The 23,867-nt window shown below is 35.4% G+C and carries 21 protein-coding genes; 4 read left to right on the forward strand and 17 right to left on the reverse strand.

The window, feature by feature from the left end; all coding sequences use genetic code 11:
• Nucleotides 1-74: 74 nt before the first annotated feature.
• From EG342_RS18680 to gyrA, 3 genes are all read right to left on the reverse strand, one after another.
• The gene (locus EG342_RS18680) at nucleotides 75-911 is read right to left on the reverse strand and encodes a 1,4-dihydroxy-2-naphthoyl-CoA synthase (protein ID WP_103292298.1); all 837 of its coding nucleotides are present in this window, start codon (nucleotides 909-911) and stop codon (nucleotides 75-77) included.
• 367 nt (nucleotides 912-1,278) lie between these two features.
• Complete coding sequence (locus EG342_RS18685) at nucleotides 1,279-2,304, reverse strand: tetratricopeptide repeat protein (protein ID WP_103292297.1); 1,026 nt, start codon at nucleotides 2,302-2,304, stop codon at nucleotides 1,279-1,281.
• A 27-nt stretch (nucleotides 2,305-2,331) separates the two neighbouring features.
• Entirely contained in the window at nucleotides 2,332-4,920 is a 2,589-nt protein-coding gene (gyrA, locus tag EG342_RS18690) for a DNA gyrase subunit A (protein ID WP_103292296.1), read from the reverse strand.
• 148 nt (nucleotides 4,921-5,068) lie between these two features.
• On the opposite strand from gyrA, the gene EG342_RS18695 reads away from it, so the two are divergent.
• Nucleotides 5,069-5,383 (forward strand): DUF4286 family protein, encoded by a 315-nt coding sequence (locus EG342_RS18695; RefSeq protein ID WP_103292295.1) that lies wholly within the window; start codon nucleotides 5,069-5,071, stop codon nucleotides 5,381-5,383.
• A gap of 53 nt (nucleotides 5,384-5,436) precedes the next feature.
• Here the strand turns inward: EG342_RS18695 and EG342_RS18700 are convergent, their stop codons facing one another.
• The 4 genes from EG342_RS18700 to EG342_RS18715 all read right to left on the reverse strand — a co-directional run bounded on the left by EG342_RS18700 (nucleotide 5,437) and on the right by EG342_RS18715 (nucleotide 7,089).
• A complete protein-coding gene (locus EG342_RS18700; protein ID WP_246008660.1) occupies nucleotides 5,437-5,664 on the reverse strand; it encodes a hypothetical protein in 228 nt (75 codons plus the stop codon).
• Between the two features lie 124 nt (nucleotides 5,665-5,788).
• Nucleotides 5,789-5,977, reverse strand: a complete 189-nt coding sequence (locus EG342_RS18705) for a quinol oxidase subunit 4 (RefSeq protein ID WP_103292294.1) — start codon at nucleotides 5,975-5,977, stop codon at nucleotides 5,789-5,791.
• A gap of 102 nt (nucleotides 5,978-6,079) precedes the next feature.
• Nucleotides 6,080-6,571 (reverse strand): GNAT family N-acetyltransferase, encoded by a 492-nt coding sequence (locus EG342_RS18710; RefSeq protein ID WP_103292293.1) that lies wholly within the window; start codon nucleotides 6,569-6,571, stop codon nucleotides 6,080-6,082.
• Between the two features lie 5 nt (nucleotides 6,572-6,576).
• Nucleotides 6,577-7,089, reverse strand: coding sequence for a DUF421 domain-containing protein (locus EG342_RS18715; protein WP_103292292.1), 513 nt, complete (start codon nucleotides 7,087-7,089; stop codon nucleotides 6,577-6,579).
• A 106-nt stretch (nucleotides 7,090-7,195) separates the two neighbouring features.
• Between EG342_RS18715 and EG342_RS18720 the strand changes: the two genes are divergently transcribed.
• Complete coding sequence (locus EG342_RS18720) at nucleotides 7,196-7,744, forward strand: hypothetical protein (protein WP_103292291.1); 549 nt, start codon at nucleotides 7,196-7,198, stop codon at nucleotides 7,742-7,744.
• A gap of 330 nt (nucleotides 7,745-8,074) precedes the next feature.
• Here the strand turns inward: EG342_RS18720 and EG342_RS18730 are convergent, their stop codons facing one another.
• From EG342_RS18730 to EG342_RS18755, 6 genes are all read right to left on the reverse strand, one after another.
• Nucleotides 8,075-8,479, reverse strand: coding sequence for a hypothetical protein (locus tag EG342_RS18730; protein ID WP_103292289.1), 405 nt, complete (start codon nucleotides 8,477-8,479; stop codon nucleotides 8,075-8,077).
• A gap of 308 nt (nucleotides 8,480-8,787) precedes the next feature.
• A complete protein-coding gene (gene uvrA / locus EG342_RS18735) occupies nucleotides 8,788-11,616 on the reverse strand; it encodes an excinuclease ABC subunit UvrA (protein WP_103292288.1) in 2,829 nt (942 codons plus the stop codon).
• Nucleotides 11,617-11,852: 236 nt separating this feature from the next.
• A complete protein-coding gene (locus EG342_RS18740) occupies nucleotides 11,853-12,782 on the reverse strand; it encodes a DUF3829 domain-containing protein (RefSeq protein WP_103292287.1) in 930 nt (309 codons plus the stop codon).
• Between the two features lie 24 nt (nucleotides 12,783-12,806).
• Nucleotides 12,807-14,690, reverse strand: a complete 1,884-nt coding sequence (locus EG342_RS18745; protein ID WP_103292659.1) for a type VI secretion system baseplate subunit TssF — start codon at nucleotides 14,688-14,690, stop codon at nucleotides 12,807-12,809.
• A gap of 25 nt (nucleotides 14,691-14,715) precedes the next feature.
• Nucleotides 14,716-15,156 (reverse strand): GPW/gp25 family protein, encoded by a 441-nt coding sequence (locus EG342_RS18750; protein WP_103292286.1) that lies wholly within the window; start codon nucleotides 15,154-15,156, stop codon nucleotides 14,716-14,718.
• A 318-nt stretch (nucleotides 15,157-15,474) separates the two neighbouring features.
• Nucleotides 15,475-16,881 carry an APC family permease gene (locus EG342_RS18755; protein ID WP_103292285.1) on the reverse strand — a complete coding sequence of 469 codons (1,407 nt, stop codon included), beginning with the start codon at nucleotides 16,879-16,881 and terminating at the stop codon, nucleotides 15,475-15,477.
• Nucleotides 16,882-17,023: 142 nt separating this feature from the next.
• Between EG342_RS18755 and EG342_RS18760 the strand changes: the two genes are divergently transcribed.
• The gene (locus EG342_RS18760) at nucleotides 17,024-17,524 is read left to right on the forward strand and encodes a DUF4920 domain-containing protein (protein WP_103292284.1); all 501 of its coding nucleotides are present in this window, start codon (nucleotides 17,024-17,026) and stop codon (nucleotides 17,522-17,524) included.
• A gap of 79 nt (nucleotides 17,525-17,603) precedes the next feature.
• Here the strand turns inward: EG342_RS18760 and EG342_RS18765 are convergent, their stop codons facing one another.
• A complete protein-coding gene (locus tag EG342_RS18765; RefSeq protein WP_103292283.1) occupies nucleotides 17,604-18,713 on the reverse strand; it encodes a M14 family zinc carboxypeptidase in 1,110 nt (369 codons plus the stop codon).
• 954 nt (nucleotides 18,714-19,667) lie between these two features.
• Here EG342_RS18765 and EG342_RS18770 point away from each other — a divergent pair.
• Nucleotides 19,668-20,204 (forward strand): helix-turn-helix domain-containing protein, encoded by a 537-nt coding sequence (locus EG342_RS18770; protein WP_103292282.1) that lies wholly within the window; start codon nucleotides 19,668-19,670, stop codon nucleotides 20,202-20,204.
• Nucleotides 20,205-20,645: 441 nt separating this feature from the next.
• Here the strand turns inward: EG342_RS18770 and EG342_RS18775 are convergent, their stop codons facing one another.
• The 3 genes from EG342_RS18775 to EG342_RS18785 form a co-directional block, all read right to left on the reverse strand.
• The gene (locus EG342_RS18775) at nucleotides 20,646-21,812 is read right to left on the reverse strand and encodes a proline dehydrogenase family protein (RefSeq protein ID WP_103292281.1); all 1,167 of its coding nucleotides are present in this window, start codon (nucleotides 21,810-21,812) and stop codon (nucleotides 20,646-20,648) included.
• 63 nt (nucleotides 21,813-21,875) lie between these two features.
• Nucleotides 21,876-22,805, reverse strand: a complete 930-nt coding sequence (locus EG342_RS18780) for a UbiA family prenyltransferase (protein WP_103292280.1) — start codon at nucleotides 22,803-22,805, stop codon at nucleotides 21,876-21,878.
• Nucleotides 22,806-22,815: 10 nt separating this feature from the next.
• Complete coding sequence (locus EG342_RS18785; protein ID WP_103292279.1) at nucleotides 22,816-23,742, reverse strand: mevalonate kinase family protein; 927 nt, start codon at nucleotides 23,740-23,742, stop codon at nucleotides 22,816-22,818.
• Nucleotides 23,743-23,867: the final 125 nt, after the last annotated feature.

Raw genomic sequence — 23,867 nt, forward strand, 5'->3', positions numbered from 1 at the left:
ATATTTATAAGTAATGAGCAATGGGTAATAAGTAATGAGAAATATTGCTCATTACTTATTACTCATCACCAATGTTATGATATCCATTGATCTTCTCCGAAGTTGGGTTTTCTTTTTTCAAGGAATGCGTTTCTTCCTTCCTGAGCTTCGGCTGTCATGTACGCTAAACGAGTTGCTTCTCCAGCAAAAACCTGTTGCCCAACCATTCCGTCATCGGTAAGGTTCATAGCAAACTTCAGCATTCTGATAGACATTGGAGATTTTCCTAAGATTTCCTGAGCCCATTCGTAAGCGGTATCCTCTAATTCTGCATGTGGAACAACTTTGTTGACCATTCCCATTTCAAAAGCTTCCTGAGCGGAATAGTTTCTTCCTAAAAAGAATATTTCACGAGCCTTCTTCTGACCTACCATTTTTGCCAGGTAAGCAGATCCGTAACCACCGTCAAAACTTGTAACATCAGCATCGGTTTGTTTAAAAATAGCATGTTCTTCACTTGCTAAAGTCAGGTCACATACTACATGAAGTGAGTGTCCGCCGCCTACAGCCCATCCAGGAACTACTGCAATAACCACCTTTGGCATAAAACGGATCAAACGCTGAACTTCCAAAATATTTAAACGGTGTCTTCCATCTTCTCCTACATATCCCTGATGACCTCTTGCTTTCTGGTCTCCTCCACTACAAAAAGCCCAACCTCCATCTTTAGGACTTGGCCCTTCTCCTGAAAGTAAAACAACTCCTATTGAAGGATCTTCAGAAGCATCATAAAAAGCATCATATAATTCTGAAGTTGTCTTAGGTCTGAAAGCGTTACGGATTTCCGGTCTGTTGAAAGCGATTCTCGCTACACCATTACATTTTTTATAGGTAATATCTTCGTATTCCTTGGCGGTTTTCCACTCAATCATCTTATAAAAATTTTTCTCAAAGATACGGAATTACAGAGAATTTCTTAGGGTGAAATTTAAGGTTCATCATGATAAAAGAGAGAAATTTTAAATAAATAATTTCGTGTGAATACTTTCGCCAGAAACAGCATATCTGGTCGCTGGTTACAAAACATAACAGGTTTCAGAAACCTGTTATGTTTATAGAAAAATCGTTACGAGCTTTAAAGTATTTGATTTTGTAAACCGCATAGGCACATCCGCTTATTACGACCTACCTGTGAGCCATAACCATGATTACTATTTTAAGCCTTTATGAACATTTAAATTTTAAAACAGAAAACCGGAGCATTTCTGTTCCGGTTTTACTATTATGTTGTGAAAATGATTATTTTGCCGTAGCGCTTAATTCAGCTTCTTTAGCTTTCATTTCTTTCACTTTATCCATATTTTTAGTTACCACATAAATTTCTTTTAGGGTAGTAACGGCATCAAGACTCTTCGGAGCTATCTTATACCATCCTTCTGCAAATGGTAATGCCTTGGCGAATCTTTCTCTTCTGGCATCAATTAATTTAGTAGCTTCGTCCGGTTTATCTTTTCTTAAAGCATTAATTTCTCCTACTACTTTACCATCGTCACCAATCGTTGTGTAGACAAGATTCTGGTATGCTTCAGCAAAATCAGGCTTCAGCTCTACTGCTTTTTTGAATGAAGTTAAAGCATCATTAACGGTAGCTGGGGTTTTAGCCTGCATTACTCCTAAGTTGTACCAGTTTGTGGCGTCGTTAGGGTTTTTAGCTAATTGCTCTTTTAATCCCTCAACAAATTTATCCGTATTTCCTGATTGAAGATAAGCGGTAGTCTGAGCTTCTTTAAGCTTAGCATTGTTAGGGAACTTAGCCAATCCTTTTTCAATAATAGCGACAGCCTCAGTTCCTTTTTTTGCATTAAGTAACAATGAAGCTAATGTTTCATACAAGTCCGGCTCTATACTTTTCGTCTGTTCTGTTTTAAAATCAGAATAATCAGCATTCTTTTTCATCAGCTCCCAGGTAGCTTTATCAAGATTTACTACTTGTCCTGATTTCTTTTCTTTAGCAGTATAAGTAGTTTCTACTCCTGTAAATCCGGAATTAACAAGATCAGTATATATCTTGATAGATGCATCACTGTTATTGGCTAATGCATGGCTAAGCCCTGCATAATACATATAAATTTTATTATCCTGACCATTAGCCTTTAATAAGTCGTAAATTTCTACAAACTTAGGGGCAGCAACTGCATAGTTCTTTGCATTATATGCATCCATAGCAGCTTTGTTAGCCGTCTGAAGCTGAGCATTTACATCTGCTTTCTGTCCAAAGACGAATGCTGACGCTACGATAGCCATTCCTAAAATTAGTTTCTTCATAATAACTATTTTATATTAATTGTACATTTATTCTTCAGAATCAGAGTTTCCGTTTTCTTCTGCCGGAGTTTCATTTTCAGCCTGAGGAGCCCCACTATCATCTTGCTCGTCATCGAATAACAATCCTGTTCCTTCTTCAAGGTCTTCAGCATCCTCTTCTACATCTTTATCCATTGCTACTTTTGCAATGGCTGCAATTTCGTCATTTTTCTTAAGATTGATTACACGAACTCCCTGAGTGTTTCTTCCCATTACTCTCATTTCATCCATTCCCATTCTGATAGCAACACCTGATTTATTGATAATCATCAACCCATCTTCATCTGTTACGTTTTGAATAGCGATCAGATTTCCTGTTTTTTCGGTAATGTTTAGGGTGATAACTCCTTTTCCTCCTCTGTTTGTAATTCTGTAGTCTTCTACTGCAGTTCTCTTTCCGTATCCTTTTTCAGATACCACAAGTACTGTTTCGTTCTCTACGTCATTCACAACAATCATACCAATAGCTTCGTCACCGTCTTCAAGCAAGATACCTCTTACTCCAATAGATCCTCTACCTACTTCTCTTACTTTTTCTTCAGGGAAACGGATACATTTACCATTTTTGGTAGCGATCATAATCTGAGAAGATCCGTTGGTAAGGTAAGCTCCTAATAACTGGTCATTATCTCTGATTTCAATGGCATTCACCCCATTTACTCTCGGTCTTGAATAAGCTTCAAGCGAAGTTTTCTTAATGGTTCCGTTTTTCGTTACCATTACAACGCTCATTTGGTTTACATATTCAGAATCTTTAAGATTATTGGTTCTGATATATGCTTTGATCTTATCATCAGGTTCGATATTGATAAGGTTTTGTACTGCTCTTCCTTTGGCAGTTTTGGAGCCTTCCGGAATTTCAAATACTCTTAGCCAGTAACATCTTCCTTTTTCTGTAAAGAACAACATATACTGGTGGTTGGTTGCAGAAACAATGTATTCCAGGAAGTCAGCATCTCTTGTTGTTGCCGCTTTATTTCCTACACCTCCTCTACTTTGAACTTTATATTCTGAAAGTGAAGTTCTTTTGATATATCCAGCGTGAGAAATGGTAAGAACTACAGATTCATTCGGGATGATATCTTCAATAGACATCTCTCCTCCTGAATAGTCGATTTCAGTTCTTCTTTCGTCGCCGTATTTTTCTTTAACTTCAACTAATTCATCTTTAATAATCTGGAATCTTCTTGGCTCATTGGCTAAGATATCTTCCAAATTAGCAATCTCTTTCATAATAGCGTCATACTCGTCACGGATCTTGTCAAGTTCCATTCCTGTAAGACGAGCTAATCTCAAATCAAGGATAGCCTGAGCCTGAATATCTGAAAGTTCAAATGCCTCGATCAAGCCTTCTTTCGCAGCCTGTGGGTTGGCACTGTGACGGATAATAGAAATAGCTCTGTCTAAAGAATCCTGAGTTCCGATCACCTTCATGAAACCTTCTAAGATATGCGCTCTTTCTTTTGCTTTTTTAAGCTCAAAATGAGTTCTTCTTACAATTACTTCATGTCTGTGTTCTACGAAGTGATGAATGATATCTTTCAGGTTCAGCTGCTCCGGTCTTCCGTGTACCAATGCAATATTGTTTACACTGAAAGAAGTCTGAAGTGCTGTATATTTATATAATAAGTTTAAGACAACGTTAGGAATCGCGTCGTTTTTCAATTCATATACAACACGAAGTCCTTTTCTATCCGATTCGTCTCTGATCTCGTGGATGCCCGGGATTTTTTCATCCTTTACAAGCTCTGCCGTTCTCGCGATCATTTCTGCTTTGTTAACCTGGTAAGGAACTTCAGTAACGATAATTGCGTTTCTGTTTCCAATCTCTTCAAAGTTAACTTTAGCTCTCAGAACCACTCTACCTCTTCCGGTATGGAAAGCATCTCTTACCCCGTCATATCCGTAGATAATACCTCCTGTAGGGAAATCCGGAGCAATAATATGCTGCATTAATTCATCGATAGTAATATCTTTATTATCGATATAGGCACAGATCGCATCTATAGACTCGGATAGATTGTGAGGAGCCATATTTGTTGCCATCCCTACTGCGATACCTGAAGTACCGTTTACCAAAAGGTTAGGGATTTTAGTTGGCATTACCGTTGGTTCCTGTAAACTGTCATCGAAGTTATTCTGGAAATCAACTGTTTCTTTGTCTAAGTCTGAAAGAACCTCATCAGAGATTTTTTTCAATCTGGCCTCAGTATAACGCATTGCCGCCGGCGGGTCACCATCCATGGAACCGAAGTTACCTTGTCCGTCAACCTGTGGGTATCGCAAACTCCAGTTCTGGGCCATTCTTACCATTGCATCATATACAGAGGAATCTCCGTGTGGGTGATATTTACCCAAAACATCCCCAACAATTCTCGCAGATTTTAAATATTTTCTATTAGAAAAAACCCCTAATCCATACATACCATAAAGCACTCTTCTATGAACGGGTTTCAAGCCATCTCTTACATCAGGTAACGCTCTTGAAACGATAACCGACATCGAATAATCGATATAAGATGACTTCATTTCATCAACAATGTTGATAGGAATCAGTCTTTCTCCTTCTTTTTGCATAAACAAATTTTATTATAATGATATTCAGACCTTTAGCTGCAAGTCTGAAAATTATTTATTTCGAATTTTTATTAACGGGCTAATTTACGAAAAAATTGCCGATTTTTGCCCTAGAATTTATCCACAAAATCTTAAAAATTCTTAAAATATGAGCCTATTAAGTATAACTTTCCACTGCACGAAAGATAATCTCGAAGAATGGGAAAATTATATTGATGAAACCCTGGTTTTAATGACCGAAAATTTAATGGATGTCGACAAATATATTCTTTCCGAAGTTCACAGTGATTTCATTGAGGAAGGTAAGAATTATAATCTTTTGCTGATGTTTGATAATGATGAATTAAGAAATCAGTTTATCGAAAGTGAGCTAAAAAATATAGCACAGCATGTCGAGAACAAATTCGGACAGGAAGTAATGATTTTCAATACTTTTTTAAATCCGAAAAAATCGAGATTGTAAATACAAACAAAAAGCACTGAAATCAATCAGTGCTTTTTTATTTTTCAGTATTTTTATCTGTGAAATCCGTTATGGTGACCTCCTCCATAGTGATGAAATCCTCCGTGATGTCCTCCACCATAAACATATACTCTTTCTGTATATCTTGGGCCATAACCATTGTAGTATCTTGGTCCGTAATATCCATATCCAGGCGTTCTAACTCCATAATATGCATCTGTACAGGATGACAGCGTGAATATTATTGTCATGACCATTAAAGCCTTAAACATAGTTTTCATTGTATTTGTACTTTTTTATTCCGGATTAAAACAATCAATATTAATACCAAAACAGTCTGAAATTCAGACTTTAAACACAATGTTTTGTTAATTTTTTTAAAGGATTTTTTACCTTCTTTCACAATTAATATCCATTTCTTTTTTTCACCTGCCCCGGAGCGTAATCTTTGGCACTTCCTCCATATATTTTTTTGGCTTGCCCGGGTGGAAGTCTGTTTCCGTTACCATTATATCCTGTATTATCATAGGCAACACATGAAGTCAACATCAATGTAACGATAAGAACTCCCGTAATTTTAGCTATACTTTTCATTATTTTTTCTTTTCAAACTTAATCGTGAATATTGCAAGGTTAATGCCATTAGGTAAAATTGAAAAGTGGCAGCCTAGGATAAAATATTTTTATTGTTTTAAACTACACAATTTCGCTTCTCTTTTCAAACATGATGACATCTTTCCATTCGCCGTTAAGCTTTCCCAGTTTTTTACGAACCCCTACGATCCTAAAGCCATTTTTCTGATGAAATTTGATTGAAGTTTCATTTTCTGAAAAGATATTAGTCTGTAACGTCCAGAATCCGTGATCCTCGCTATCCAAAACCATTTTTTTAAGCAGCACGGAACCCAAACCTTTTCCTTGGTATTCGTTATCAAAATAAATACTTACTTCTGCGACTCCTTTAAAACACTCTCTTCTGCTTACGGGTTTTAAAGCACACCACCCTACGACTTTATTATCTTCATTTTCGAGCACCCAGCGGCAATCGTTAAAATATTCCATATCCCAGGCTTCGGCAGTGGGAATTTCTGTTTCAAAAGTGGCCATTCCACTGTCTACACCTTGTTTGAAAATCTCCAGCACCCGATTTTCATCGCTGGGAAGCATTTCTCTTAGTTCGTAATTCATTGCGTTTAGTGATATTTTCTTTTTATTTTTCTCTTGATCCTTGCATAATGGGTCTGTTTGCTCTTTTCATCTTCGGAAACGACACTGATATTCCCGTCAACTTCCAATACAGACAACTTTACATTTTTTATTTTTTCAATCCCATGTTCTCTTATTGCTTCTTCCAGCTCATCTTGTGTAATTTTTACCCTGTTTAAAGCTGCCTGATCTGCCACACCATCTCTAATGAGTATAACAGGTTCATCTTCCATGAAAGCCTCAAAAGAACGGCTGGAGAACATTATTCTTTTTAAGATAAAATTAGCCACAAAAAGAACCAGCGCGGCGATAATACCTCCCTGCAATGAAGTATCCGGCCCTACCATAGCATTCTGAACGGCATTGGAAATAAGCAGTAACAAAACCACATCCCCGGCATTAAGCTGGGAAAGCTGATTTTTACCAAATAAACGAATAGCAATTACCATGAAAAGGTAAACGCAAAGGGAACGAATGGCAACGTTAAGAATAGAATCCACAATTTTTTTATCTACTCAAATGTATTGATTTTTTACTATTGATAATGAAAGTATTTTTGATTTGGTATAGCTTTTGTGACCTGTAATAACATCAATACGCAAAATTATGATGAAACAATTTCTTTTATATGTTAGTGTTTTCGTTGCCTTTGTTTCCTGCAATAAAAAAGGAGAAGCGACTTCATCGACAACAGACAGTGCCGCGATCACAAGTACAATCAACACCCTCTACAATCAGTACGGAAAATCTAATGAAATGGTCTATAATCAACCTATCTCAGGTGATTTATTTTCTCCGGATTTGAAAAATGTTCTGGAAAAAGCCATCAATGCTTCAAAAGAAGATATTGAAAGAGTGAAGAAAAGCGACCACCCTGACGAAAAGCCTCTGTTATTTGAAGGAGCTATTTTTTCAAGTTTGTATGAAGGCTTTACAGGTTATAAAATTCAATCTATGGATATTCATGATAAGACAGCCGATGTAATGGTACAATTTGAATATGATATGGTAAAACCGACCGTTGTCTGGAAAGATAAAGTACAACTGGTCAATTCGGAAAACAAATGGAAAATTGACAATATCAGTTTTGATAGTATAGGCAATTCAAAGAACCTTAAAGCAAGGCTGACAGAGTTTGCTCAGGCCAATCCTTAATAAAAAAACCGCTTGCGAAAGCGGTTTTGATCTTTTTACGGACATTGAACGATTGGAATTTCACTACAAAAAACTTTGTCTGCCCATTCACAATACGTACAATATTGTTTTGGCTGTCCTCCGTACACTGACTTCAAATCTAACTTAGATAGTTTCTTTACATTTTTCATATAGTTTTAATTTTATGGTATTGCAAAATTATGGGTAATTTATTTTTATATATTACAAATTCCAAGAATAATCTTACAGAATTATTACCTATAATATAAAATTAAAACAGATTCAAAATACATAACTCAAAGAACGAAAGGAAGATATGATTTTTTGTTATTATCTGTTGTGGATTTCAACGGTTACCGGCATTACATAAGTATAGGCAACCATATTTTCATTTAATTTTTTACGATCCACTTTATAATCAAGATCACTTAGAACGGTTTCAATTTCTTTGCTTACCGTTTTACAATCACCGGTAGAATGTACGTTGACAATTTTTCCGTTTTTAGCGATATCAAATTTCACCACTGAATTTACAGTCCCCTGTTTATAATCAGGATTTGTAAGATCAAAATTTTCAGTCAGCTGAGTTCTGATATCATAAAACGTTTCATTTTTATTCAGTTGAATTTCCTGAATTGTATTATGATCGGTAGTTTGTGCTTTAACAGTATTAACGACTGTTATCGTTCCACAAATGAAAAGTGAGGCTATTATTATTTGAATTTTATTTATCATAACTATTTGGTTTTAAATATTGTACTAACCTTATTTTGTATCTCTTAACCAAAGTTATTAAAATAATTTATACTAAATTCATATTGAGTTAACATTGAGTTAACATTAAAACATAATATATTGATTTACAGGTATATAATTTTTAAAATAATTGAAAAATTAATATTGGAAGCTCATTAATCATGATAAAAACTTAGAATTAAGCTTATATCATTGACAGAAACAGGTCATTTCATCAAATATTTTAAAAACAAAAAAAAGAATCTGCTTTCGCAAATTCTTTTCTATAATTAGTTGATATTTTCTTACTACAACTCCCTCTTCAAAAACTTCCCTGTCAAGCTTTTCTTCGACTTCACAATTTCTTCCGGAGTTCCCTGGGCTACAATTTGTCCACCATGTTTTCCTCCTTCAGGACCTACGTCAATAATATGGTCTGCCAGTTTAATCACATCCATATTGTGTTCAATAATAATGAATGAGTTTCCAAGTTCTACCAGCTTATTGATGGCATCCATCAGAATTTTCACATCTTCAAAATGAAGACCTGTTGTTGGTTCATCAAGGATATAAAGGGTATTTCCTGTTTGTCTTTTTGCCAATTCGGTCGCTAACTTGATACGTTGTGCTTCACCTCCGGAAAGGGTCGTTGACTGCTGTCCTAAGGTAATATATCCGAGGCCGACATCCTGTAATGTTTTTACTCTAGCAAAAATCTTAGGAATCGGCTGGAAAAAATCAACGGCTTCGTCAATCGTCATATCCAGGACATCAGAAATCGATTTTCCTTTGTAGCGAACTTCCAGTGTCTCTCTGTTGAAGCGTTTTCCGTTACAGGTTTCACAATGAACGTATACATCGGGAAGGAAATTCATTTCAATCACTTTCAATCCACCACCCTGACAGGTTTCACATCTTCCACCTTTTACATTGAAGGAGAATCTCCCCGGTTTGTAGCCACGGATTTTACTTTCCGGTAATTCGGCAAAAAGGTTCCGGATATCGGTAAACATTCCTGTGTAAGTGGCAGGATTTGAACGAGGTGTCCTTCCGATCGGCGTCTGGTCTACATCTACAATTTTGTCGATATTTTCCAGTCCTTCGATCTTTTTGTAAGGTAAAGGCTCCTGAACGGCTCTGTAGAAGTGCTTATTCAAAATCGGGTATAAAGTTCCGTTAACCAATGATGATTTACCACTTCCTGAAATTCCTGTAACCACTACCAGCTTCCCAAGTGGGATATCTAATGTGACATTTTTAAGGTTGTTTCCGGTAGCACCTTTTAAAACAATATTTTTACCGCTTCCTGCTCTTCTTTCTGCAGGAATCTCGATCTTTCTTTTTCCGTTGATATATTGTGCCGTAATGGTATCTGCTTTCAGCAAATCTTTTGGTTTTCCCTGCCACAATATTTCTCCACCGAACTTTCCGGCTCTCGGACCAATATCCAGCACTTCATCGGCTTCCAAAATCATATCTTTATCGTGTTCTACTACCAACACGGAGTTTCCGATATCTCTAAGATTTTTCAACGAATGAATCAATCTTTCATTATCTCTCTGGTGTAATCCGATACTCGGTTCATCAAGAATATACAACACATTCACAAGCTGAGATCCTATCTGTGTTGCCAGACGAATCCTTTGCGATTCACCTCCGGAAAGGGTTTTTGAACTTCTACTCAGACTTAAATAATCCAAACCGACATCCAATAAAAACTGAAGTCTGGTTTCAATCTCTTTTAAAATCTCATGAGCGATAATTTTATTTTTCTCTGAAAATTTATCTTTAACATCAGCCAACCATTCTTTTAAATCTGATAGGCTTAATCCATTAACCTCAGCAATATTCTTCCCGTCTATTTTAAAACTTAAGCTTGAAGGCTGAAGACGTGTTCCGCCGCATTCCGGACAAATTTCTTCTGTCGTAAAATGTCTTTCCAGTAAAATTGCTTCGTAAGATTCCCTTTCATCGATCATTTCTTCCATGAAAGCAATTAAGCCATCAAAGCTGATTTTTATTTTTTTGGTAATTCCGGCATACTTAAGATCTTTGTTGAATTCTTTATGGCAGCCGTTATAAATATAATCCAGTGCTTCTTCCGGGATATCTTTTAGCGGAGTCGTCATTCCCAGTCCGAAAATCTCCAGGATATTTTTGATTTGTGAAAGAATCCATTTGTTGGATTTAATATCTTCCAAAGGCAGTAATCCGCCCTGGTTGATTGATAATTTCGGATTGTCTATAAAGTAATCGGTATTGATCTTTTTGATCATTCCTAATCCTTTACAATTGGGACAACTTCCTTTTGGCGAGTTGAATGAGAAAGTATTCGGTTCTGGTAACGCCAGTGAATGACCTGTTTCCGCATCCATCAGGTTTTTAGAAAAATATTCGATATCTGTACTTCCCAACTTCTGGATTCCGATAATTCCTTCACCCATTTCCATTGCTGTTCGCAATGATTTTTCCATTCTGCTTTCTGAAGCATTTTCTCCGATAATCCAACGGTCGATCACAATATCGATATCGTGGGTTTTATAACGGTCCAGTTTCAGATCGTATTCAATATCCTGTAATGCTCCATCAATTCTTGCCTGTCCGTACCCTTTCTTGGCCATCTGTACAAAAAGTTCATGGTAATGTCCTTTTCTTGAACGCACAACAGGAGCCAGCAACATAATCTTTTCTCCCTTGTAATTTTCTTTGATCGTCTCAAGAATCTGATCTTCGGTATAACTTACCAATTTTTGTCCGGTAGTTAATGAATAGGCATCAGAAACTCTTGCATATAAAAGACGCAAAAAGTCATACAGCTCAGTCACTGTTCCTACGGTAGAACGTGGATTTTTATTGGTTGTTTTCTGCTCAATGGCAATCACAGGAGAAAGTCCTTCAATTTTATCTACATCGGGACGCTCCAATCCTCCTAAAAACTGACGTGCATAGGCAGAAAATGTTTCTATATAACGACGCTGGCCTTCTGCAAAGATCGTATCAAAAGCCAGTGAAGATTTTCCACTTCCTGAAAGACCGGTAATCACTACCAGTTCGTTTCGCGGAATTTTAACATTAATATTCTTTAGGTTGTGTTCACGTGCTCCGTAAACTTCTATATATTCTGTTGATTTGCTCATAATTTGGAGTGGTTTTGCCTGAAAATCACAACGTGCAAAAATACGGAATTTTTATGGAATTTTTTAAACTATACGATGGATAAAAGTTATCCTTTATCAACTTATTTTGATAACTCAGGTAATGATATAAGAATCAAAACCGGCCTTAAGATGCTTCAGTATGTTTCTTTTCAGTGTATAGAAAGCAAAAAGACTGATACAAATGATATCAGTCTTTTTATAGTATAGAATATTTTTTACTTCACAAATGTGTTGTAGGCACTCAATACGGTTTCATAGGAAGAATCCATCTGCTGGATGTCACTATCCGGGATTTTACCGGCTTCTTTAGAATCTCTGATCAGTTTTCTGTAATTATCTACGAAGGTGGAAGCGCTTTTATTAAAGTATTCAAACTCAGATTTTTTGTGGGAATACTGTTGATCTTTCACATTAAAATCCATTTTAGAATTGGTTTCTACCAATTTGGCAAACTCGTCATATTTTTTCTGAGCTTCAGCTTCATTAAATTTTCCTGCATACTGTTTTCCTAAAAGATCGATAACCGAATCCAAAGAATTCATCACATTTTTGGATGAGATAATATATTCTTTCATTGGATGGTCTTTTAAAATCACATTCTCAGCGGCATCAGTGGCAGGCTTAATTTTAGCCATCACATTTTCTCCTGAGACATACAAAGCTTCTGCATCAGTCTCAATCTCTTTTTTAATAGCCTCTGCTTTTGCTCCTTTATCGTCTTTATAATCTTCAGAACTTATATAGGACTTCAGTTCTTCAAACTTTTTTTCTATATTTTCTTTTTTAGCCTTATAGATAGCAAAATCCTTTTCAATGGCTGTTTTATCTTTTCCGAATCCAGATGGAATGCTTTTAATTTTGGAAAGCGTATAATCCATTGAACTGCCTATTATAGGTATGATCGAAATATTTCCTCCTTTTGCTTTTACAACGGATTCATCTGCATATTTTAAGACTCTTTCAACAAATTTGGAAGTATTTTTATAAGAATCGATGAAGTTATTGTTAAAGTCAATAATAGCATTAGCCTCAGCTTCTCCTCCTAAATTTAAAACAGTATTAGCAATGCCGTCGGCTCCTTTTTTACAGCTTATGACCGTAGCCGTCAAAGACATAGCCATTGCCATTACAATAATCTTTCTCATATTTTATTCGTTTTGGTTTTCGTTTTACATATCCTGGAATTCAATATCTTCATTGCTTATTTTCACAAGATATTCAATTCCGTCAATAGCTTTGGCTATAATCTGATTTCTGATAATATTGGCCATATTTTCCCAATAGGCTCTTCCATAGAAGGAATAATTCTGCGGAATGATTTCTACCTCCACAGTTCTTACAAAACCTTCTTTAGGCTTATTGCTGATCATTGTTCCTCTTCTGACCTTTACCTCTCTCAATTCGTCTTTGAGAATCATTCGGCAATAGTTTTTAACATCTTCAAGAGAAATGATTTTGTCTCGAGTGGTTAATGCATATTTATAAGCCTGAATACTGTCTGTCCCTTTTTGTTCTTCTGAACCTCCTAGTGTTTCGGTAAGCAAAACTACGGTTTGAGATTTTAATTGGTTTGAAAGTTCTGTTCCGGGACGCATATGATTGGCCAGTGTACAATGAGTTACCCAAAATGCAGCATAGGTGTGATCTGTTTTCTCTACGGGTTCCATGATGACGTAATTCAGTTCCTGTCTGATATTTCGTTTGGCATTGTTCACTTTCTGCACCATCGATTTCATCTTATCAGACATTTCACTGAGGACGCCTTTTACATTATCCCTGTTTAAAAGGGAAAATGCGGCAATTTCATCTCGTGTCAGCTCCAGAACGTTAGCGATCATATCTACCGCATTTCTGTTGGTAAAACGTTCCATTCCTCCTTTTCTTACCGTATATAACCCCTTCTTCAAATCATCGGCAGGAGTAAATGGAATTTCCGAATACCTTCTTCCATCACCATCCTGAACCTCATCTACATACAGGAAATGTTCACCCTCGTCTGTTACCAAAGGAATATTATTCCCCATAATATCCAGACTGTATTCTGTTTTTTTCCAACCTCTGTTGTAGACAGGGAAAGCATTTAAAACAAATGAAAAGTTATCCAGAATTTCAGCAGAAAATTGCGGTGGGAACTCAAAAGTTAGCCACAAATACGGTTTATTCTCCAAATATTTTACAATCTCTTCTTTCCCGGAAAGGAAATCAAGATTCTGCGGCAGCTGTCCCGGTTCTGAAAATAAGCTTTGAGAAATTCCTGTAATCTCAATAAATTTATGACGATAAATACTTTTAATATCTTCAATAACTTTTCTACGGATAGACTGCTCTTTGAACATTTGTTCGTATCCATCCGAATGGCTTTCGGTAAGATAACTCAGTCCTTCTCTTACGAATAAAGGATTTCCATTACTGGAAACCGTGATATATGGCAACAATTTATATACAAAATCCAGATGTTCAAAAGCAGGATTGGAGCAATATATGCTTAGATATTTAGGATAGTTTTCACTTACATATTTACTGACATCCACTCCTACCGTAATTTTTCTGTAATCTTCCGGTCTTCCCTGAAATCGTGCAATAGGTATTTTGTTGAATCTGTCATCAATGCTGTAGCAGGTATTTCCTACAAACATGATGGAGGTGTGAACTTTATTGATTCTTACATTTCCTACCGGAGTAAAAGGAATATTCAGCTGTTTATCCGACTCTGATTTTACAGTGGATGTCATCTGCTTACGGAAGAAAAACTCCGTATGTTCCAATAATACTTCGGAGGAATCATAAGGTTGCGTAAAAGCAACGGCATGAGATGGTATAGGATGGGTATAAATAGAAGGAGTCAGCAGTTTTGCCAGTTTCTCTAAAATTCTGGCGTTAACAGTCTGTATTTCATTATTTGCTTTAAAGACTTCTGTACTGAATGCATCTATCAATAGCTTTACAAAAGGATCTAATGACTGCGGGCTTTTCAGTCCCCAGACTTTAGTGGCATTCTGAAGCATTCTTGCTTTTACAGATTCTTTGGAATAGATATTCTGATCTAAATTCATGATTTGTTTTTCGGTGTTAAAAATTTTAATCAATAGACATCGGACTCAGGAACAGTTCGGTTGAAAAACTGAAACGTTCTCCTGTTTCCTCCATTTTTGCATTGATGGCAATTCTTACTTTCTTTTTAATTTCTGTGTGTTCTTTGGTATCGTAGCTGTGCTCTACAAATTGGATGTGGGCGTCAATCTGGGGATGTACAATTCGGGGTTCATACTCCTGGATCTGTCTTCTGAGACTTTTAACAAAAACATTTTCCCATATGGCACTGGTTACTCCGTTATCGAATTCCAGGTTCCAAACGTCGTTTCCATAGTTTTCATCATATCTGTTCTCCCCTTTTTTAGTCGTGATCAGCAGCATAATGTTATGGGCAATACTTTCTCCCATATCGCAGGTATCGATACTTCCGCCTTCGGTCATTAAAGTAGATGGGACGAAGGGCATTCTGTAATTTGGTGTATCCATAGCTTTCTATTTTTTACTTCATGGTTGCGTTTACTTAAAAACGAAATACCAAAATACACATTTTCACTAAATAATTGTCATAATACCTTAAAATATTAGGTGGTTATATACAATTTTACTCTAATCCTGATATCTTAGTTATTATAACTCTGTCATTCTGAATGTAACGAGGTGAAATGAAGAATCTAGCCATACATGAGATTCTTCCTTCGTCAGAATGACAATGGTGTAAAATTGTATACAGTTACCAAATATTATTTAAAAATAAAGGCTTTCAAAGTGAATTGAAAGCCCTGTAACTATTATCTCTATTGTATTTTATTCAACGGTCTTCTTTCGATTAATAAAATAGTAGACCGGAAGCCCCAATAATACAAGTACGAATCCCGGCCATGTGTATTGTTGCTTATAAATTAAAAGTAAAATACAGAAACATGCTCCAATCAACAGGTAAATAACCGGAGTTACCGGATAAAGCCAGGTTTTGTAAGGTCTTTCCAGCTCTGGTTGTTTAATTCTCAGGTAAATAACTCCAAAAACAGTAATCATATAAAAAAGTACAATGACAAACGATATCATATCCAGAAGATTTCCATACTGACCGCTCAGGCATAAGATAGAAGCCCAGACTCCCTGCATCCACAAAGCATTTTCCGGAACTTCATTTTTATTATTTTTTACTGCTGATTTAAAAAACATACCATCTTTTGCCATCGTCTGAAAAACTCTCGCTCCGGCTAAAATCAACCCGTTATTACATCCAAATGTGGAGATCATAACCAACAATGCAATAATAATGGTTCCGGCACTTCCAAAAATATTCTGAGATGCGGCTACGGCTACCCTGTCATTTGCTGCAAAGGCAATTCCATCACGGTCTAATGCATTTAAATACACAAAATTCACGGCGATATAAAGAATCATTACGGCAGAAGTACCATAAATCATTGATTTTACCACATTTCTTTTAGGATTATCTATTTCTCCGGAAACAAAGGTCACACTTTCCCAAGCTACAGAACTAAAAACGGATCCAACCATTGCGGCAGCAATTCCACCCAGTAAAGTCATCCCTCCGATGGGCTGCCAGCCTTCTTTCAGAAAACTTCCATCGATATTTTTTTTAAGATTACTAAATGAGCCGAAGCTGAAACTTTCTGCTAGATGTGAAGCATTCACTAAGATAAAGCCTAATGCAATCAGCCCAAGCAGGGCTATAATTTTTGATCCTGTGAAGATATTCTGCAGAAACTTTCCACTTTCTACTCCTCTTGTATTGATATAGGTAAGCAAAAGAATGACTGCAATTGCCAGAATTTGGATCCACGTAATTTTAAACTCACCACTTTGAAAAATAGGTGCTGCATCATTGAGTGAAGGAATCAGGTAAGCTGTAAATTTACCGAAAGCCATTGCTACGGCAGCGATTGTTCCGGTTTGTATAACGGTAAATAGTCCCCAACCATAAAGGAAACCCATTCTTTTTCCGAAAATTTCTTTAAGATAAGTATATTGCCCACCTGCTTTTGGAAATAAGGCAGAAAGCTCACCATAGCTGATTGCTGCTGCCACCGTCATTATTCCTGTAATCACCCATACCACAATAAGCCAGAATCCGGATCCCAGATTGCGCATCATATCGGCGCTTACAATAAAGATCCCACTTCCGATCATAGATCCCATTACCAGCATAATGGCGTCCCAAAGTTTCAGTTTTTTTTGCATAGTCAAGTATAGGCGTCAAATATAAACAAATCTCTTATTGATTTTGAATTTTGTTTAAAATTTACAAAAACACCTGTTTTTTATCATTTTTTATTCTGTTATGATTCAGTTTTAATTAGTATTTTTGGAAAAATTATTAAAAATGAAATTCAAAGCTATATTATTCGCGGCAGCTGTAAGTTTTTCTACTTTGGCCTTTGCACAGGAGATGGGGCCACCGGCAGGAAATGCCTTAGCAGGTGACACTTATGGAGGTGAAGTCTCTTCATCCGTGGAATCTAAAGCCATAACAGTAGATAAACTGAACAAACAACTTAAAAAAGACAACAAGAAAGTTGAAAATGTAGCCATTAAAGGTAAAGTAACTGATGTTTGTGATAAAAAAGGATGTTGGCTTACGATTCAGACAGAAGACAATTCAAAGTTTTTTGTTAAAATGAAAGATTATGCCTTTTTTGTACCTACCGCTTTGAAGGGGAAAAATGTAGTTTTGGAAGGAAGTGCTGAAAGAAAAGTAACTTCTGTAAATGAGCAGAAACATTATGCTGAAGATGCAAAGAAACCTCAATCTGAAATTGATGCGATTACGCAGCCGAAAGAAGAGATCAGATTTGTAGCCAACGGTATCAAAGTAGTTAATTAATATTTTTCAGTTTTAGTGAAAGCTTTTTCTACTGAAGAAATAAAAAGCAAAAACGGCAATCTTTCGATTGCCGTTTTTTTTAATCCTCTATTTTAAAATCTACTACCGAGTCCAGTTTCGGATATTTGGTAGCGGACACAAATCTTTTACCGGTACAGTCTACTTCCAGCCAGCCTTTCTTCCTTCTCACCTCTCCTGCTTCCATTACATAAGGAATAAAAGAAATCTCGTCTTTCCCGTCCTCTTTCATTTCTCTGTATTGAACAGCGATGTCTAAAATACATTCATGTTCTGTATTCAGTTTTACATTTCTGTATATAATATCATAGTGGGTTTCTTTATTTTCAGGAATAGTGAGGTAATTTTCCCAACCTGTAGTATCAGAATTGAGTTCACTCATTGCTTTCAGTGCATAATAAAGAGCAATCGTATAATATTTTCTTGTTCTTTTTCTGGTATAATCCTCTACAAAATGTCCACCTTCAAATAATATGGTAGGCATCCCGGCTTTTATGAAATTATCGCCTGTAGAAGTAGGATAAAACTCATCAGAATATCTACCGACCTGATTAGGGATCATTTCTTTTAAATGGGTGTAAACATCTGCAATCACTGCCATACACTTTTTCCTGTTTTCAGTAACGGTACGTTCAGGATTTTCGGAAGGAGCCAGAAAAGAAAGTGTCGCTGGATGAATACCGTCAGTGGTAAAGATCGTTCTTTGTTCGTGCAGGTTTAATGCATAATCATATTTTTTTGAAGCCGCTGCTCTTTTAAGAAACTTAATCTCTTTACTTGCTTCATTATGAAAATCTCTGTTCAGATCAATATCGGCAGCATTAAGCCTTGTCCACTTTTTAGATCCGTCAGGATTTAGCATAAAAATAAAATCCAATCTGATTTTACTCAATAAATCCTCTTTCATTTCAGGAGCCTTATCCAAACTTACCAAAAGATCCAGCATTGCATGTGTGGCGTTCGATTCATTACCATGCATCTGCGACCAGGCCAGAATCTGAATATTTCCGGTTCCGATGCTTAACTGATAAATGGGTTTATCTAAATAGGATCTTCCGATCTCCTGAATATAATCGCTGAGATTTGTCTGTAAGTAAGAAAATAATTTTTCAGGAGAAATATAGCGATTAGAGAAATTAAGGTTCTGAATATAGATTTGTTCAAAAGTCATTGGGAATAGTTTACAGATCAAATTTAACCATTTTTGGTCTAAAAAGAAGATTAACATTTGTAACAAAGCTTAAAAAAAGGTAATTTACAAATGTTTCAATGTTTTTAATTTAATTTACAACCATCAAACAAGTGTTGTTTTCGCCAAAAACAGTATTTAACATCTGTAACAATATTAAACAGTACGTATTGTCAATTTGTCTGTTGGTAAAATTGTGGATTGCGAATAATTTAATTCAATATATTTAAAAACATAATAGTCAATTAGTTATGTATTTTATCTCAATAGGTTTTGTAACATTACTTGAAGTATAGAAAACCCTATTTAAAGCCAAATGGGCATGATTTTATTAAACATATATATTGTGGAAAACTCAGCTATTTACATATATAAACAGGTCCTATAAACTGAAAATCCTGAAATTTAGCCATAACTGTTCTTGAATTTTAGACTTTGAAAAGAAATTCTTATAGGAAAGAAATTTACTGAATCCTGAAAGAGAGAAATAGGGGTTAAATAGTCCAAAGTAGGCGTTTACATTGGTAATTTACAGTATTATTTACTTTTGTATATCACTACAATACCTTGTTCTAAGTGGTTTAAACGCTATTTTTGACGTTCTAAGCATTTCAATATAAGAATTATTGTATTTTAATACTGTAAACAGAATTTACCGCTTAAAATGAGCTCATCATTGAAGATAATTTACATTTATAACCAGTTTTTTAGGAGATTTTAGAGAGTATATTCGACATGAAAACTATTTCATGGTATTTGAAGTTTAATATAGTATATAGCAAAATACAGTTGTAATTAGAATTTAATAAGCTGTATTATAAGTATTTATAACTACGTTACATTTGTAAATCATAAAATTATTTTTAAATTTACATTTGTAGTTTGCTTTTGTAAATTATATAAGTTACATTTGTAATATCATTGAAAGATTATTTTATGAGCCTCAACGAAAGAATTTCCAAAGTAATAGAGTATTCCAATCTTACTCCTTCTGAATTTGCAGATGAGATTGATGTTCAACGTTCATCAATTTCTCATATTACATCCGGAAGAAACAAACCGTCTCTGGAGTTTATCATAAAAATAAAATCCAGGTTCCCTGAACTTCTTTGGGACTGGCTCGTTACTGGAGAAGGTGAAATGCTGAAATCAGAATTACCGGAAGCAGCACCGGTCGTTGAAGAACATGTGGAAGATAAAGTAAGGACCACTCCTCTGCCCGATCTGTTTACGATGATGAACAATGATAATGAATTCGGAGCTGATGAAACAGATATTGAGCCTGCCCAATCAAGTCCTGGAGAATCGATTATATCGACAAAGGATAAAGCTCCAGAAAATATATCCGATTCTCAGCGATTAGAAAATTCAAGCGGCCAGATTCTAAGCCAAGTATTTGGTAATCAGGAGAATAAGATCAAACGTATTGTTTTGTTCTACGAAAATGGAAAATTTGAAAGTTTTGAGCCTTAAAAAACCTGACCAAAGAAAATGGTCAGGTTAAAAAATATTTGAAGAAGAAAACTAAAGCTATTTGCTTTATTTATTTTAAAATTCGTGGTTAGAACTTTTTATCTACTATTGATCTTTTATATTCTTTAAACCATTTAAGGTTATGGAAGTTTTAGAAGATCATATTTACTTTCGTTAAAAAATTATGTTACATGCATCGATGACGGTATTTTCACCTGTCATTTCCTATCATTTAACCAAATATAATAAATTCAAATCAAATCAGCAATAAAAATTAAATTATTTTAACAAATAATTAATGTAATAAATAATTAATACGATTATTGTCAATACGATATAAATTTAATGACTGATTGAACTGATCATCATTGCTGACTTTAATTCAAACAAAAAGACCTACATATACTGCAGGTCTTTTTATGTATCTTGAAAGTAATAGTATTACTTTTTTCTTCTTTCCAACTCTTTTTTGATCAGTCCAAGTTCTCTTCCTGTTTGTCCGGCCACAGAAGTGTTTTCTCTGGCTCTTCTGGTTAAATATGGGACAACATCCTTTACAGGTCCATATGGAAGATATTTAGCTACATTATAGCCTTTATCTGACAAATAGAAGGTAATGTTATCACTCATTCCGTAAAGCTGGCCAAAATAAACGTGTGGGTTATCGTTTGCTAAAGATTTAGCTTTCATTTTATCCATAATCAACTCTGAAGAAATCTCATTGTGAGTACCGAAGAAAGCTGATACTTTATCCAAATGATTCATCACAAAGTCGATTCCGGCATTATAATTTTTATCGGAAGCGTCTTTGGTAGGCTGAATCGGATCTGCGTATCCTTTCTCTGCTGCTCTGGCTCTTTCCTTCTCCATATAAGCACCACGAACGATCTTATAGCCGATGAAGTAGTTCTTTTCTCTGGCTCTTTTAAGATTTTCTTCCATATATTCCAGTCTTCCCGTTCTGTACATCTGGATGGTATTCCAAACGATAGGTTTTTCCTGGTTATATTTCTCCATCATTTCCTCACAAAGGTGGTCTGCTGAATCCTGCATCCAGGTTTCCTCAGCATCTACCATTACTTTTTTATCGTTTTCGTGGCAAAGACTACATACCTCATCAAATCTTCTCACCACTCTTTCCCATTCTTCTTTCTGGCTTGTGGTAAGCTCTGCTCCTTTTCCAACTGCTTCATAGATATCAATTCTACCAAAAGCTGTAGGCTTAAAAACAATAAAAGGAATCGCCGGATTTCCTACCGAAAACCTTACAATATCCTTAATCTCCTTGCATACGGCATCAAAAGTTTCTTCATCTTCCTTCCCTTCAATAGAGTAATCAAAAATACTTCCGACACCTCTTTTGAAAAGCTGTTTTACCACTTTCATACTTTCCTCACGGGTTTCTCCTCCGCAGAATTGCTCAAATAAAGTGTTTTTTACAATTCCTGTAACGAAAGGAAAATTGTTGTGTACTGTGAAATTAAGAACAGATGTTCCAAGGCTGGTAAGAGCGGGTTGTTCAATCATTTTAAACATCCAGTAAGCCTTTCTCAATTGTGCATCTGTTTTATCTGCAAATGCAACTTTGGTATCGTTAAAAATGGGCATTCCTATTTATTAAATTTAATTACGCAAAGGTAATAATAACCTTAGTTTATTTAAAGAATTTTTTTATAATTTATGCTCTATTCCATTTAAAAGCATCGCAATAATTCCAACAAAAACCCAAAAACGTAATAGGTTCAGGGTGAAAAAGTTACTTCTTCTGGAAGAATTTAAGAGCAGATAAATACAAGAGATCATCACAAATAGACCTCCGGCAAAATAATAAGCCATAAATCCTGACACCCCTGTTTTGGTAATAATTTTCATCGAGACCGTCATTGTAAACACCAGCAATGTGATAAGGATTGTCTTTGTGTTTCTGCTTTTAAAATAATTAGGAATCGTTGTATATCCAAAAGTTTTATCAACTGTCCTTGTTAGGGTGTCTTTTACAATATCAATACATAAAAGGATAAGGAAAAGAAAGACAGCCATCAGGAATACCTTTTTAGAAAAGGTTTCATAATACACCATCATTCCAAAAAAAGGATATAGGGTAAGACTTACAAAAGTAAGATTGTTGACAATGAGAATGCGGCTTAGTTTATGGCTATAAAACCACATAAAAAACTGATAGACAACAAAGAAAATAAAAACATTATGGGAAATCATCCATGCTACTCCCAATGAAATAGCACTCAATCCCAGATACGCATACAGAAAGTATTTTTGTTTTATAAAGCTCTGAACTCTGGTTCTGAACGGTTTTACAATATGATCTTTCTCCAGATCATAAAACTGGTTGATAATTCCGCCTGCTAAAATAGTAAGAACGGTACAGAAAATAATGCCATGAACTTTAAAATCAAAAACAAAATTTCTGAAACTTTCATCCTGATTAAACAGAAAGAATGTAGAAACATAGAGTGCAAATGTAAGCAAAGCAGCTACAAAAAACCTTGCTCCGAGCAGAAAGCCCACGAATTGTGAAAATCTGTAAAATAGAGATTTTGAGATATAATTTTTAGATTGGAAAGTTTCTTTTTCAGAATTCATTCCAATCTATTTAAAATCTGTAAATCACCTCTTTTTGGAAGCCGTCAAGCATTTTTTCAGCTTTTTCGTAATCTTTGGTAAATCCCAAAATATAACCTCCACCACCACTTCCGCAGAGTTTTAAATAGTAAGCATTGGAATCCAGGCCTTTTTTCCAGATATTAAAAATACTTTCAGGAATCATGGGACGGAAATGTTCATAAGCCCAATAAGAAAGTTTTTTAAGATTTCTAAAGAAAGGATTCATATCTTTTTTCAGGAAAGAATCGATACAAGCGTTGTTGTAACGGATAAATTCTTCTTTAAGGGTTTTACGGAAACCTTCTGTTTTCATTTTCTCAAAGAAAATCTGAATCATAGGTCCTGTTTCTCCTGTAATACCCGAGTCAATCAGGAAGATGGCTCCTTTGCCCTCTTCGCCATCCGGGATGGATACTCTGTCCAGGTTTTCTTTATTTTCAATAAGAATCGGAAGATTCATATAACAGATCAAAGGATCCATTCCTGAACTTTTACCATGGAAATAGCTTTCCATTTCGCCGAAAACAGCTTTTAATTTTTTAAGATTGTCTTTTGAAATATTCTCAGGATTTAGCTTACTGATTGAATATTTTTCAAAAATCGCTGCTACCAATGCTCCCGAACTTCCTACTCCATATCCCTGAGGAATGTTGGAATCAAAGAAAAGTCCGTTTGAAATATCATTTTTCAAGCTATCGATATTCAGTTTGAAATCATCAGAAAGATCCAGCGTCGTAAGAAATTCTGAATATTTTTGCAGATGTCTGTTGGAATTAAGTTCAAATTCAGAACTCAAATCTGAAAATTTTAAAGTTCCTTTATAGAAGCTGTATGGTACAACAAGCCCCTGGGAATCTTCAATCATTCCATATTCTCCAAACAGAATTATTTTTGCATAAAATAAAGGGTTGGTCATGTTGACAATAAATCTTTTTGCAAAGTTAAAAATTATTCTGCTCAATATAAACAAAATTCAGGCCGAATTCTAACATATTTTAACAATAGATTTATTTCTATCATTTGTTGAGCATTGAAAATCAA

Source organism: Chryseobacterium lactis (assembly GCF_003815875.1).
Lineage (GTDB): Bacteria > Bacteroidota > Bacteroidia > Flavobacteriales > Weeksellaceae > Chryseobacterium > Chryseobacterium lactis.

Coding starts and splice junctions, on each gene's coding strand:
- EG342_RS18680 (WP_103292298.1), bottom strand. CDS start 911: ATGATTGAGTGGAAAACCGCCAAGGAATACGAAGATATTACCTATAAA.
- EG342_RS18685 (WP_103292297.1), bottom strand. CDS start 2,304: ATGAAGAAACTAATTTTAGGAATGGCTATCGTAGCGTCAGCATTCGTC.
- gyrA (WP_103292296.1), bottom strand. CDS start 4,920: ATGCAAAAAGAAGGAGAAAGACTGATTCCTATCAACATTGTTGATGAA.
- EG342_RS18695 (WP_103292295.1), top strand. CDS start 5,069: ATGAGCCTATTAAGTATAACTTTCCACTGCACGAAAGATAATCTCGAA.
- EG342_RS18700 (WP_246008660.1), bottom strand. CDS start 5,664: ATGAAAACTATGTTTAAGGCTTTAATGGTCATGACAATAATATTCACG.
- EG342_RS18705 (WP_103292294.1), bottom strand. CDS start 5,977: ATGAAAAGTATAGCTAAAATTACGGGAGTTCTTATCGTTACATTGATG.
- EG342_RS18710 (WP_103292293.1), bottom strand. CDS start 6,571: ATGAATTACGAACTAAGAGAAATGCTTCCCAGCGATGAAAATCGGGTG.
- EG342_RS18720 (WP_103292291.1), top strand. CDS start 7,196: ATGATGAAACAATTTCTTTTATATGTTAGTGTTTTCGTTGCCTTTGTT.
- EG342_RS18730 (WP_103292289.1), bottom strand. CDS start 8,479: ATGATAAATAAAATTCAAATAATAATAGCCTCACTTTTCATTTGTGGA.
- uvrA (WP_103292288.1), bottom strand. CDS start 11,616: ATGAGCAAATCAACAGAATATATAGAAGTTTACGGAGCACGTGAACAC.
- EG342_RS18740 (WP_103292287.1), bottom strand. CDS start 12,782: ATGAGAAAGATTATTGTAATGGCAATGGCTATGTCTTTGACGGCTACG.
- EG342_RS18745 (WP_103292659.1), bottom strand. CDS start 14,690: ATGAATTTAGATCAGAATATCTATTCCAAAGAATCTGTAAAAGCAAGA.
- EG342_RS18750 (WP_103292286.1), bottom strand. CDS start 15,156: ATGGATACACCAAATTACAGAATGCCCTTCGTCCCATCTACTTTAATG.
- EG342_RS18755 (WP_103292285.1), bottom strand. CDS start 16,881: ATGCAAAAAAAACTGAAACTTTGGGACGCCATTATGCTGGTAATGGGA.
- EG342_RS18760 (WP_103292284.1), top strand. CDS start 17,024: ATGAAATTCAAAGCTATATTATTCGCGGCAGCTGTAAGTTTTTCTACT.
- EG342_RS18765 (WP_103292283.1), bottom strand. CDS start 18,713: ATGACTTTTGAACAAATCTATATTCAGAACCTTAATTTCTCTAATCGC.
- EG342_RS18770 (WP_103292282.1), top strand. CDS start 19,668: ATGAGCCTCAACGAAAGAATTTCCAAAGTAATAGAGTATTCCAATCTT.
- EG342_RS18775 (WP_103292281.1), bottom strand. CDS start 21,812: ATGCCCATTTTTAACGATACCAAAGTTGCATTTGCAGATAAAACAGAT.
- EG342_RS18780 (WP_103292280.1), bottom strand. CDS start 22,805: ATGAATTCTGAAAAAGAAACTTTCCAATCTAAAAATTATATCTCAAAA.
- EG342_RS18785 (WP_103292279.1), bottom strand. CDS start 23,742: ATGACCAACCCTTTATTTTATGCAAAAATAATTCTGTTTGGAGAATAT.